Here is an 11,983-nt window from a genome sequence, read left to right as displayed (position 1 = left end):
CCTGTAGATATAGCCATTAGTTATCATATTATCGTGCAGCAGCATATGCCGTGGCTGGAAATCACATTCCATGATCAGGGACCTGGGCTTCCGCAAAACATGGTGGACAAATTGTTTGAGCCTTATGCAACCACCAAAATCAAAGGGACCGGGCTGGGACTGGCGATTGTCAAAAAAATTATTGAAGAACATGGCGGGGATGTCTGGGCAGAAAACCTTAACCCCGAAGGAGCAGGTATAATAATCCGGCTACCACTGGAGGAAGACTAGGCGTGAGCAACGAAAAACCACTTATTTTAGTTGTCGATGATGAGCCCGATATTCGTGAACTCATTAAAGATATTCTTGAAGACGAAGCCTACCGGGTAATTACCGCAAGCAATGGTGAAGAAGCGCGTCTGGTCTTTACCCAAAAACAGCCTCAACTGGTCTTGCTGGATATCTGGATGCCCGATGTTGACGGGATTACACTGCTTAAGGAATTCAAACAACAGAACACTGGCGTCACTATTGTCATGATGTCCGGGCATGGCACCATTGAAACCGCTGTTGAAGCCACCCGCTCAGGTGCCAGTGATTTTATTGAAAAACCATTATCCATGGCCAAACTTCTTCGTGCGGTTGAATTAGCCATTGAAAATCGAGCCAAACAGGCCGCCCAGCGTCATGAGTTTGCATTAGAACCCGTCGGTAAAAGTCCCAAAATGACCCAGCTTCGTGAGCAGTCTGAGCGCATTGCCGGACACGAAATGCCTATTTTGCTGATTGGCGAAGGCGGAACAGGCAAACACTGTTTTGCCTATTATCTGCATAGACTGGGTCTGTACAACAGTGGCAAATTTATTGAAGTCAGTCCGGAAAGTTTTCCATCCGACAGCCACAAACTGATTTCACTGGCCAAAAACAATACGCTGTATATCAATGATGTTGCTTTACTCAGTGATGAAGCTCAGGCCTTGCTGCAGCATTTGCTGGAAAGTGGCAGATTAAAAGAGTGTCAGTTGATCTGTGCTACCCAGTTGGGCCTTGATAAATTCATCGCCCGCGGCGATTTCAGTGAAGGTTTGTTTTATCAGCTCAATACCATCACGCTGCAATTACCTGCTTTGCGTGATCATGTTGAAGACATTCCCGAACTGGTACATTTTTTTGTTGATCAGCAAACCACCCAGGCCGATCTGCCCTATCGTCGTTTTACTGTCGCCGCACAAAACCGCCTACGCAATTATGCCTGGCCAGGCAATGTGCTCGAACTGAAAAATGTTATACAGCGACTTCTGGTGTTGGGCGACTCGGATGATATTGACGTCGATGATGTGGAAACCGCACTGCAGTCAGAGCAGCCACCTCAAGCGGATGATGTCACCGGTATCAATTTTGATCAGCCTTTACGCGAAGCACGCGAACAGTTTGAACGTATTTATCTGCTGCAAAAACTGCAGGAAACCGATGGCAATGTGGGAAAAGCCGCTAAATTAGCTGGCATGGAACGCACCCATCTTTACCGGAAACTTCGGGCACTGGGCATTGATAGTAAACAAGTATAAGGGTTTGTAATGAAGATTCTGATCCTCGGTGCCGGACAGGTTGGCGCTTCTGTTGCTGCCACACTCGCCCGGGAAGATGACGACATTACCCTGGTCGATACCGATGCCAATAGCCTGCATAAACTTCAGGATCATTACGATATTCGAACGGTACAGGGACTTGCCTCACATCCTGATGTGCTGGAACGGGCCGGTGCAGCGGATGCCGATTTGGTGCTGGCAGTCACTAATAGTGATGAAACCAATATGGTGGCCTGCCAGATTTGCCATACGCTGTATAACACGCCAACCAAAATTGCCCGGATCCGTACTCCGGAGTATCTCACCAAGCCTGAGTTATTCAGTAATGAAGCCATTGCCATTGATGTATTAATCAGCCCGGAACAACTGGTGACCGATTATATTGAGAGATTAATCAGTCACCCGAATGCCTTACAGGTGCTGGATTTTGCCGATGGACTGGTTCAGCTGGTGGCAGTCAGAGCTTTCCATGGCGGACCATTAGTCGGCAACCCCCTACGCGAATTACGTAAACATATTCCCAAAACCGAAACCCGGGTCGCAGCTATTTTCCGTAATGGCAAAGCTATTCTGCCGGAAGCTGAAACGGTTATCGAAGCGGATGACGAAGTGTTTTTTATCGCTGCCAGCAAAGATATCCGCTCGGTGATGGCCGAATTACGCAGGCTGGAAAAACCTTATAAACGCATTATGCTGGCCGGTGGTGGCAATATCGGTATACGGCTGGCCCGAGCGCTGGAACATGATTATCAAATCAAAATCATCGAAGCCAATAGTGCCCGGGCTGATTACTTATCTGAAGAGTTATCTAAAAGTATTGTTTTACTTGGCGATGTGGCAAATGAAGAACTGCTGCTTGAAGAAGAAATCGACAATGTGGATTTGTTCTGTGCGCTGACCAATGATGACGAGGCAAATATCCTGTCAGCCATGCTGGCCAAGCGTCTGGGGGCTCGCAAAGTGCTGTCGCTGATTAACCGTGCTGCTTATGTGGATCTGGTAGAAAGCGGTACCATCGACATTGCCCTGTCCCCTCAACAAGCCACTATCGGCAGTTTGCTGGCGCATATTCGTCGTGGTGATATTGTGGCGGTGCATTCATTGCGTCGTGGAGCTGCTGAAGCCCTTGAGGCCATTGCTCATGGCGATAAAAGCTCATCTATGGTGGTGGGTAGAAGAATTGATGAAATTGACTTGCCACCGGGCACTTCTATCGGAGCAATTGTTCGCGGTGAGGAAGTGATTATTGCTCATGGCAATACAGTGGTTGAAGCAGAAGATCATGTGATTCTGTTTTTAACCAATAAACGTTATATCAAGGAGGTAGAACGTTTATTCCAGGTAGGGTTCACCTTCTTTTAATTTATGTCTTACTCACTCAAACATCATTTTCTAATCGCTATGCCAACACTGATAGACAGTTTTTTCTATCATTCGGTAATTTATCTGTGTGAACACGATGAAGAGGGTGCGATGGGCCTGATTATTAACCGTCCGACCCGAATCATGATGCAGGAACTGCTTAATCATCTGCAGATTACCAACAACTCCGAATGGGCGACTAAAACAGCCGTGCTGTTTGGCGGGCCAGTACAGAAAGATCAGGGCATGGTAGTGCATGATGGTGGCGAACAATGGAAAAACACCCTGAAGATTACTGATGAAACATTTTTAACCACCTCCAGCGATATCCTGGAATCATTAGGCACTGAGAATGGCCCACCTCATTCGATTGTGACACTGGGCTATGCTGCCTGGGAAGCCGGTCAACTGGAACAGGAAATAGCCGACAACAGCTGGCTTACCGTTCAGGCAACTCCGAAACTGTTATATGAAACGCCAGCCGATGAGCGTTGGCAGGCCGCTGCAAAATTGCTGGGCATTGATATCAATCTAATGTCTAATACAACAGGTCATGCATGAGTACCGAGAAAAATATTCTCGGCTTTGATTTTGGCATGAAAAGTATAGGTGTCGCGGTTGGGCATAATTTAACCCATACTGCCAGAGGCATCGCTGCCTTATCCGCTCGCGACGGGATTCCGGATTGGGATAATATCGCTAAAATAGTAGCCGAATGGCAGCCTGGCCTTATCGTTGTGGGCTTACCGCTGAATATGGATGGTACCGAACAATTAATGACCGCTGCAGCCAGAAAATTTGGCAATCGAATGAACAATCGTTTTAATATTCCCGTTGCCTGGCAGGATGAGCGTTTAACTACTTTTGAAGCGCTCGACCAAATGGGAATACGCAGTAAAATGCAGACCGACAAACGTAGTGATGTCGATAAACTCTCGGCTCAAATTATTCTTCAATCATGGCTGGACCAACAATGACTATGCCCAAAACATCAGCAGAAATTCAGAGCCTGCTCGAAGAGATGGCTGAAACCATACGCGAAGAACTCGCCGATAAAGATCCGTTGCTGGTGGGGATTCATACCGGTGGGGTCTGGGTGGCAAAAGCATTGCAAAACATCCTTGGAGAAGACTTTTTTGATGCCCCGCTGGGGACATTGAATATTGCCTATTACCGTGATGATTTCACCCGTATTGGCATGCATCCTCAAGTGTCTCCATCCGATCTGCCTTTTGAAGTTGATAATCGTCATCTGGTTTTGGTGGATGATATTTTTTACAGTGGCCGCACTACCCGAGCGGCGTTAAATGAAATTTTTGATTATGGCCGCCCTGCCAGTGTCACATTAGCGGTACTAATTGAACGTAATGGTCGCGAATTACCGATTCGGCCGGATATTGTTGGTGCCTCCGTTACTTTGCCGCGAAATCAACATCTGAAATTGCGCAATAAAGATGGCTTACAACTGGAGATCCGTGCGGCTGGAGCATTGGATGCCGAGTAATCAACTAACAGAGAGCGGCCAGCTCAGACATTTTCTAACCATTGAAGGTCTGAAACGCCCTTTATTAACCGAAATTATGGATCGGGCTGAACAATTCTCCGGAATCAGTCATCGCCAGGTAAAAAAAGTCCCGTTGTTACGCGGCAAAACTATTATCAATCTGTTTTTTGAAAACAGTACACGTACCCGCTCTACTTTCGAACTGGCTGCCAAAAGACTGTCAGCTGATGTGATGAATTTTAATATCAACACATCAGCCACCTCTAAAGGCGAAAGCCTGCTCGACACCCTGCATAACCTTGAAGCCATGCACACTGATATGTTTGTGGTTCGTCATAATCAGAGTGGTGCGGCCGAGTTTATTGCTCAGCATGTGGCACCACATGTCAGCGTAATTAATGCTGGTGACGGTTGCCATGCCCACCCCACCCAAGCCATGCTGGATATGTTTACCATCCGTCGCCATAAACAGGATTTTGCCAATTTACGTGTGGCGATAATTGGCGATATTCTGCATTCGCGTGTGGCGCGTTCGCAAATTCAGGCTTTAGCAACACTTGGGGTAGGAGAAATCCGCGTTATTGGTCCACAGACTTTATTGCCAAGAGAAAGTCAGACCCTTGGGGTACATGTTTATCACGATATGGAAGGCGGCCTTGAGGGAGTTGATGTCATTATAACCCTGCGTCTGCAACTGGAACGTATGCAAGGTGCATTGTTACCCAGCGCTCGAGAATATTTCCGCTGTTACGGGCTAACAGAAGAAAAACTCAAATATGCCAAACCGGATGCCATCGTTATGCATCCCGGCCCCATTAATCGAGGAGTAGAGATAGCCTCATCGGTTGCTGATGGGCCGCAATCAGTAATTCTTGAACAGGTAACCCACGGCATTGCTATCCGTATGGCGGTGATGTCGATGGCGCTGGCCAGTCAATCAGAACAGGCAGAGATCGAATAATGAAGATTTGTATTCTAAATGGTCGCGTCATTGACCCTGCCAGCCAGCTGGATATCGATCACAATATCTATATTGAAGACGGAAAAATTGTTGCCATAGCTGAAGATTTGTCAGGGTTTGATGCCGATATTGAAATTGATGCGTATAACAAAATTGTCTGTCCCGGCCTGGTGGATCTAAGTGCACGACTGCGTGAACCCGGCCAGGAACACACGGCAACAATAGAGAGTGAAACCCGTGCTGCAGCAGCTGGAGGTGTCACTACACTCGCCGTCCCCCCTGACACAGATCCGGTTATTGATAATCCGGCCGTGGTCGAATTGATAGAGGATCGCGCCAAAAAAGCCGGTCGTACCATGGTCTTGACGGTGGGCGCATTGACCCAAAAACTCAATGGTGAACTATTGGCCGAGATGGCTGCGTTAAAAGCTGCTGGTTGTGTCGGAGTCAGTAACGGCGTAACCGAGATTAAAAATACCGTAGTCTGGAGGCGTGCACTTGAATATGCCGCCACGCTGGATTTAACAGTGTTTATCAATGCAGCCGATCCCTGGTTACAGAAACAGGGGTGTGTACATGAAGGTACTGTCAGTGCCCGGCTTGGGCTATCCGGTATTCCGGAAAGTGCAGAAACCATCGCCGTAAGCCGCGATCTGATTCTGATCGAACAAACCGGAGTACGTGCTCACTTTCATAGTATATCTACTGGTAAAGCGGTTAAGCTGATTCGAGAAGCACAGGATCGGGGGCTCCCTGTTACCGCTGATGTCAGTGCCCACCACTTACATCTATGTGAACATGATCTGGGTAATTACGATAGTTTCAGTCATGTGATGCCGCCTTTACGAGGTGTTCGGGATCGTGAACAGCTAAAACAAGGCCTGCGCGATGGCGTTATCCAGGCGGTCTCTTCTCATCATCAACCATTGGATGCGGATGCCAAACTGGGTCCGTTTGCAGAAACGACGCCAGGGCTTTCGGCCCTGGAAACCCTGTTACCTCTTACGCTTAAATTAGTTGAAGATGATGAGATCAGCCTGCATCAGGCTATCGCCAGTCTGACCTGCCAGCCTGCGGCTATTCTAGGGATTGACGCTGGACAGCTCAAGGCCGGTGCCAGTGCCGATATCTGTATCATTGACCCAGATGTTCAATATGACTGTTTGCCTTCAGCTTTTATCAGTGCCGGTAAAAACAGTCCATTTGGCGGATGGTTGCTCCAACATCAGGTCAGCCATACCCTGTTTCAGGGTAAAGTTGTTTATCAGCGCGAGTCCAACTAACCCAACTGGAGTCTTCAAATGACTATTACCCGTTATTTTTTCCGATTTCTTGGTCTGATGGCATTAACCATATTCTTCTCAGCCTGCACTCCTGAGGTGGGCTCAGATGAGTGGTGTGTACATATGAAAGAGAAGCCAAAAGGCGACTGGACAGCTAATGAAGCCGGTGCTTATGCGGAAAACTGCTTGCTTTGAAGATCGCAACGGATAAATTATTTGCTCTGGATTTTGATGGAGTAATTTGTGATAGCGCGATTGAAACCGGAATAACCGGCTGGCAAGTGGCAACGCAGCTCTGGCAAGACATGCCTGAAAATATGCCTGAGCAAGTCATGATCGATTTTCGTTACGTGCGACCGGTTATGGAAACCGGTTTTGAAGCCATATTAATTTGTCGGCTGTTATTTGAAGGGTTAAAACCCGAGCTATTAATGACTGACTTTTCCAGGCAAATAAACGCTATCCTGTCACGTGATCAGCTTGATACCTCAGAATTGAAAAAACGTTTCGGTGAGTACAGAGATAACTGGATTGAAAATGATTTTTCGGGTTGGATACAAATGAACCCGCTTTATCCGGGTATCAGCAAACTTCTAAAGCAGATTCCATTGTCCCAGCTTTTTATCATTACGACCAAGCAGGAACGTTTCGTTCAGGCAATTCTTCAGGCCAATCAAATAGATATTATCCCGATGCATATTTACGGGTTAGATCGCAAATTGAAAAAACCACAAATCCTTCAGGATTTGCAGCAATTACACCCTCATACAACCATTTTATTTATTGAAGATCGTCTGCCTACCTTATTGGATGTTATCAACACCCCATCGCTATCCACTATCCAGTTATATTTCGCTAACTGGGGGTATAACACCACTAATGACATGCAAGCTGTCGAGCAGAGTCATCGAATTAACGCCTTGGACACACCCTGTTTGACTGAATTGAAGTGTTGTTGATATAAAACTTATTGTCATACAGTGCATTAACTAAAACTGTTTGAGGCCACTTAAAAGGTATCCATGCAAGCCATTTGAGTCATTGGCTTATACATTTACAGCCTAATAAAATGCTGTAAGCCATCCTTATATCACGGTTATACCGGCACATCATCTGATAGGAATTTGCACAGGCCAGGGGCCTGTTTATCTGTGAAGATAATGATCCCAGCCAATAATAATGACCAGCTTCTGATTAGTTTTATAGGGGAATTTGTTTCTACTGCAAACAACTTTCCTGTAGTTTGTTTGAGCAGGTTTTTGTATTGCGAATAATAATTATAGCGTGGAAATGCGCTTAGGATGGTCAGTTTCACTGGTTCTCCTGGTATCACCTGTTTCGCTTTATTAATTGAAACAAACTTGACAACCAGGCAGCACTAACTTTGATGGAAAGGTCTGCCATAAAAATGGCGGAGCGGACGGGACTCGAACCCGCGACCTCCGGCGTGACAGGCCAGCATTCTAACCAACTGAACTACCGCTCCGCGACCTGATGGTTTACATACAACCGGTCAGGAAGCGTGCAAGAATACAGTAAAAATCCAAAAGGTGTTAGTGTTCAACAGAAAAAAACCAGCATTACTCAGTAAGTGTTTGAATTACTGACTATTAAACGATTTTATTGAATGAACAAATTCAACGCTGGCGATAAATAACAGACAAAAAAATCCCCCGGAGCAACTCTCATCAGCTCGCGGGGGAATCCTATTTACATAGCTTCAGCAGCTTGTACCGCTTTATTGACCAGACGTTTTGCTGCACCTTTAGCGCCAGAATTTTTAATCTGTTCCAGATTGACTGGTTCACCTACGATAATTGCACCGCCCATACCTGCACCAAAATGCGGCGTACATTTATATATATAGATACCTTCCTGAGTAAAAGTACGAGTGTAGTTTTCACTCATCGGTGAGTGCCATAGTTCCGTACCCTCGGGAACCAGACCTTCAATTGCTTGAGTATCATGTGTGCTCATATTGGTCCAGGAAACACTGTCGCCCGGTGCAATAGTCACCACCAGCGGGTTATAAATTAATCCCTGAGCTGTGACGGTATGATTTTTAGATTCCGCTGTTGCAGGTTCAACCTCAACAGGCTCTTCAGCAATACCCGCTTCTTTTTCAACTTCAGCCAGTATTGCTTCTGCCTCAGCCCGTCCCTCGGCTGCCGTATTTTCCGCCGCCGCAATCGCTTCATTGGCACGGTCACTTACACTCTTACTGGTTTCCTTGGCGCTTTCAATAGCTGACTCCACGGCCTCATTTGTATTTTCCAGCACCTCTTCCTGGGTACTGCTTTCCAAGGCCTCTGCTTCCTGTTGAGCTGCCTGAGAAACTTCTTCACTGGTCTCAGCAGGTTCTTCAACTTGAGCAGTTTCAACAGTGGACTCATCAACGGCTTCAGACATTTGTTCCAATACTTCTTTTGGAGAGCTTGGACGATCGTAATGCTCACTGGTTCCAGAAATAAAAGATGAAACGATTGCCACCACAAAAACCGCTATAGCAATAATAATAGCTGCAGTAATAATAGAACGGGAATGACGCATTGGGCTCTCCAATTGATAAATTTGTTTTTGATCATACCATCACCGCAACCCTATTTATAAGCAAATATGTGCTGATATTTGACCTGTGACAATTTTTATTCAGTAACCAGCCTGATTTGTTTTTATGTTTAAAGGCTTCAATTTAGTTCGATCTTTATATACATAAAGAGTGTGCCGTAGATAGCAATAAAAAGGCATTTCTCCTGGAAATTTGTGCGCAAATTCCCTAAATCAGTTTACTAAAACGAATAAAAAAAGCTGTTTAGTTGTATTTAAACAACTTTTTTTCCGAAATGAGTAATTTAAAACAACAACTTAAAAAAACGTTTGTATACAGCCATTATGATGGGCCATTACAGCCACACCTGAAATGGCTTCTATTTTTCTCTTGATAAAACTAAAACTTTTTTTAAACAAAAACGGTTCATTTAAACCACCTACTAAGTCCCTTTCTTTGCTACTCCTTAATACACCTTGTTAGACACTCTACTTGTACATGTTTTAGGAATTTTTCCTATATCAAGCCAATAAGCCTAGAGCTAGCCTGCATGGGCTTTTTACGTACAGGAGAGAGAAATGAATTTAAAACCAAAAATAATCAGCACTGCGATAATGTCATCGCTGATGTTGATGCCTTATGCCGTTTTGGCAGAGGAAGATACTGTTGATACCGGCAAAATGACTGTTACAGGGATTTTGCCGGATCGTCTAGAAGCTGTTCCCGGATCATTCGATATAATCGATGAAGAATATCTTGAAGAACGTCGCCCAATATCTAATCTGGAAAGAATGAGAACAATACCAGGCATCAATGTTGTTGCTGACGGAAGTATGGGGTTTGATACAAACATTGGTATCCGTGGGCAGAATCCACGCCGCAGCGCCAAAGCAATGATTATGGAAGATGGTATGCATTTGCAGCTGGCACCCTATGCTGATCCGGTTGTGCATTACACCACCCCCTCGCAAGCCGTTAGTCGTATTGAGGTCATTAAAGGTGCCGGTCAAATTCTTTATGGACCACAGACGTTAGGTGGTGCGGTGAACTTTGTGACTAAACCGGTCCCTCGTAATGGTGAAATCGAAGGAAGTGTCACTTCTGCCTTTGGTAATCAAGGTTATCGCATGTTAAATGGCAGCGTTGGCTTTGGTAATGAAATCGGCGGTGTGATGTTCGATTTCAATCAGAACAAAGGTGATGGTGTTTATGACGATGCTGAGTTTGATGTTAAAGACTACCGTTTCAAAGGCGAGCTCAATATTACCGATCGTCAAACGCTTGCTTTAAAATTGGTTCATACCCGTGACCGTCGCAATTCAACTGAGGCTTACTTAACCCCGTTTGAATATGATCAAGACCCTTATTCTCACCCATCGATTGAAAATGATGAATGGGAACAAGACCGAGATGTCGTTCAGTTACAACATATTTTCGAAGTGAATGATAATTTTAAGCTGAGTTCTCAAGCGTATTACACCGATACCTTTCGCAATGGTCTGCGTAGTACTGAAGAAAATGAAGACGGAGATCTAAATGGTAACGGCAATATTACTTCTGTATTCAGAAATTGTCCGGGCCAGGGCGGTGAAGGTGTCCTGGCTGGTGACGTAGATGCTAGTCAATGCGCCGGTCGCCATGCACCTCGCCAGTATTACACTCGGGGATTAGAAACTCGAGGTGATTTGTCATTCAGTCTGTTTGGCCTTGACCATGACACCATCTTTGGTGTGCGTTATCACGAAGAAAATGTGCATCGTCAGGAAATCCTGTCACAAAGTGTTGCTGAACGTGAAGACTATGATTTGGCGCTAGCTAATAACCCAGGTGATGTTGAAGAAGCCTTTATCAAAACCAATGCCTTGTCTTATTACATGCAAAATACCACCTATGTTGGTAATTGGTCTTTCACTCCTGGTTTCCGAGTAGAAGATGTTCGCACCAGCGAAAAATTCTTTGAGGGTGGCGTTCAGGAAAATCGTGAAAGCCTCTCATATACTGAGTTTCTACCCAGCTTTGGCGTAGCCTGGAATGGTATTGCTAACACTACTGTCTTTGCAGGTGTTCATAAAGGTATCGCACCGGCTCGAGCAGATCGTGAATTTAGTGAAGATGGCGGCCGGGCAGAACCAGAAGAAAGTACCTTGTATGAGGTTGGTGTGCGTAGCACGTATTTCAAAGGAATAAGCTTTAAAACAGCGTTTTTCCACAATGATATCCAAAATACCTTGATTGATTTTGGTGACACGTTTGATAACAGTGGTGACAGCAAACAAACCGGTATTGAAGTAGCTGGTCGTATCGACTTCGGCAATATTTATGGCTGGACGAATAATATTTACTTGTCTGGTGCCTATACCAATCTTTGGACTGCCGAATATGAAGATGGTCCCGATCCAACGATCAATGGCAACCGTATGCAGTATGCCCCTGAGCATTTGTTAAATATCGATCTTGGTTATGAACATCAAAGTGGTGTGAATGCTCGTATCGGCGTACAGCACGTCAGCAAACAATTTGTTGATGATGGAAATACTCGCGTCGAAGATGTTAGCGGTCTTCAAGGAACCATTCCAAGCTTTACGGTTTGGAACGCTACGGTAAATTACCGCGTGCCTAATACAGGTGTAACGTTATTTACCGGTGTTGAAAACCTGTTTGATAAAGAGTACTTGGCCAGCCGTAACGAAGGTAAGTTAGTTGGTCGTGAGCGCCTTTACTACGGTGGTATTACTTATAACTTTTAATCAGCTTCAA

At 45.4% G+C, this 11,983-nt stretch carries 13 protein-coding genes and 1 tRNA gene; 11 read left to right on the top strand and 3 right to left on the bottom strand.

The window, feature by feature from the left end; genetic code table 11:
* The 10 genes from B3M51_RS11795 to B3M51_RS11750 all read left to right on the top strand — a co-directional run.
* Positions 1–270 (top strand): ATP-binding protein (locus B3M51_RS11795; protein ID WP_292759440.1); only part of this gene is annotated, 270 nt, incomplete at its 5' end.
* A 2-nt stretch (positions 271–272) separates the two neighbouring features.
* Positions 273–1,547 carry a sigma-54-dependent transcriptional regulator gene (locus B3M51_RS11790; RefSeq protein WP_292759437.1) on the top strand — a complete coding sequence of 425 codons (1,275 nt, stop codon included), beginning with the start codon at positions 273–275 and terminating at the stop codon, positions 1,545–1,547.
* A 9-nt stretch (positions 1,548–1,556) separates the two neighbouring features.
* Positions 1,557–2,930: a Trk system potassium transporter TrkA gene (gene trkA / locus B3M51_RS11785; RefSeq protein ID WP_292482956.1), complete on the top strand. Its 1,374-nt coding sequence runs from the start codon at positions 1,557–1,559 to the stop codon at positions 2,928–2,930.
* A gap of 39 nt (positions 2,931–2,969) precedes the next feature.
* Positions 2,970–3,491, top strand: coding sequence for a YqgE/AlgH family protein (locus B3M51_RS11780; RefSeq protein ID WP_292759432.1), 522 nt, complete (start codon positions 2,970–2,972; stop codon positions 3,489–3,491).
* Positions 3,488–3,907 (top strand): Holliday junction resolvase RuvX, encoded by a 420-nt coding sequence (ruvX, locus tag B3M51_RS11775; protein ID WP_292759429.1) that lies wholly within the window; start codon positions 3,488–3,490, stop codon positions 3,905–3,907. The genes B3M51_RS11780 and ruvX overlap by 4 nt, the downstream gene beginning before the upstream one ends.
* Complete coding sequence (gene pyrR, locus B3M51_RS11770) at positions 3,904–4,434, top strand: bifunctional pyr operon transcriptional regulator/uracil phosphoribosyltransferase PyrR (RefSeq protein ID WP_292759426.1); 531 nt, start codon at positions 3,904–3,906, stop codon at positions 4,432–4,434. Before ruvX ends, pyrR begins: the two co-directional genes overlap by 4 nt.
* Positions 4,424–5,395, top strand: coding sequence for an aspartate carbamoyltransferase catalytic subunit (locus tag B3M51_RS11765; RefSeq protein WP_292482964.1), 972 nt, complete (start codon positions 4,424–4,426; stop codon positions 5,393–5,395). The genes pyrR and B3M51_RS11765 overlap by 11 nt, the downstream gene beginning before the upstream one ends.
* Complete coding sequence (locus B3M51_RS11760) at positions 5,395–6,678, top strand: dihydroorotase (RefSeq protein WP_292759423.1); 1,284 nt, start codon at positions 5,395–5,397, stop codon at positions 6,676–6,678. Before B3M51_RS11765 ends, B3M51_RS11760 begins: the two co-directional genes overlap by 1 nt.
* Positions 6,679–6,696: 18 nt before the next feature.
* Positions 6,697–6,873: a DUF3012 domain-containing protein gene (locus B3M51_RS11755; RefSeq protein ID WP_292482968.1), complete on the top strand. Its 177-nt coding sequence runs from the start codon at positions 6,697–6,699 to the stop codon at positions 6,871–6,873.
* Positions 6,870–7,637, top strand: a complete 768-nt coding sequence (locus tag B3M51_RS11750) for an HAD family hydrolase (protein WP_292759420.1) — start codon at positions 6,870–6,872, stop codon at positions 7,635–7,637. The genes B3M51_RS11755 and B3M51_RS11750 overlap by 4 nt, the downstream gene beginning before the upstream one ends.
* A 137-nt stretch (positions 7,638–7,774) precedes the next feature.
* Here B3M51_RS11750 and B3M51_RS11745 read toward each other — a convergent pair whose 3' ends face one another.
* The 3 genes from B3M51_RS11745 to B3M51_RS11735 all read right to left on the bottom strand — a co-directional run bounded on the left by B3M51_RS11745 (position 7,775) and on the right by B3M51_RS11735 (position 9,228).
* On the bottom strand, positions 7,775–7,993 hold the full coding sequence (locus B3M51_RS11745; protein ID WP_292759417.1) for a hypothetical protein: 219 nt from the start codon (positions 7,991–7,993) through the stop codon (positions 7,775–7,777).
* Positions 7,994–8,087: 94 nt separating this feature from the next.
* Positions 8,088–8,164 (bottom strand) — tRNA-Asp (locus tag B3M51_RS11740).
* Between the two features lie 224 nt (positions 8,165–8,388).
* Positions 8,389–9,228, bottom strand: a complete 840-nt coding sequence (locus B3M51_RS11735; protein ID WP_292759414.1) for a plastocyanin/azurin family copper-binding protein — start codon at positions 9,226–9,228, stop codon at positions 8,389–8,391.
* Between the two features lie 576 nt (positions 9,229–9,804).
* Here B3M51_RS11735 and B3M51_RS11730 point away from each other — a divergent pair.
* Positions 9,805–11,973, top strand: a complete 2,169-nt coding sequence (locus B3M51_RS11730; RefSeq protein ID WP_292759411.1) for a TonB-dependent receptor family protein — start codon at positions 9,805–9,807, stop codon at positions 11,971–11,973.
* The last annotated feature ends 10 nt before the right edge of the window (positions 11,974–11,983 follow it).

This window comes from Methylophaga sp. UBA2689 (genome assembly GCA_002354555.1).
Taxonomy (GTDB): domain Bacteria; phylum Pseudomonadota; class Gammaproteobacteria; order Nitrosococcales; family Methylophagaceae; genus Methylophaga.
This window is presented reverse-complemented; position numbering and strand designations above follow the sequence as displayed.

What these genes read in the sequence shown, in the direction of transcription:
- B3M51_RS11780 (WP_292759432.1), top strand. Translation starts at nt 2,970, where the DNA reads ATGCCAACACTGATAGACAGTTTTTTCTATCATTCGGTAATTTATCTG.
- B3M51_RS11765 (WP_292482964.1), top strand. Translation starts at nt 4,424, where the DNA reads ATGCCGAGTAATCAACTAACAGAGAGCGGCCAGCTCAGACATTTTCTA.
- ruvX (WP_292759429.1), top strand. Translation starts at nt 3,488, where the DNA reads ATGAGTACCGAGAAAAATATTCTCGGCTTTGATTTTGGCATGAAAAGT.
- B3M51_RS11755 (WP_292482968.1), top strand. Translation starts at nt 6,697, where the DNA reads ATGACTATTACCCGTTATTTTTTCCGATTTCTTGGTCTGATGGCATTA.
- trkA (WP_292482956.1), top strand. Translation starts at nt 1,557, where the DNA reads ATGAAGATTCTGATCCTCGGTGCCGGACAGGTTGGCGCTTCTGTTGCT.
- B3M51_RS11730 (WP_292759411.1), top strand. Translation starts at nt 9,805, where the DNA reads ATGAATTTAAAACCAAAAATAATCAGCACTGCGATAATGTCATCGCTG.
- B3M51_RS11760 (WP_292759423.1), top strand. Translation starts at nt 5,395, where the DNA reads ATGAAGATTTGTATTCTAAATGGTCGCGTCATTGACCCTGCCAGCCAG.
- pyrR (WP_292759426.1), top strand. Translation starts at nt 3,904, where the DNA reads ATGACTATGCCCAAAACATCAGCAGAAATTCAGAGCCTGCTCGAAGAG.
- B3M51_RS11735 (WP_292759414.1), bottom strand. Translation starts at nt 9,228, where the DNA reads ATGCGTCATTCCCGTTCTATTATTACTGCAGCTATTATTATTGCTATA.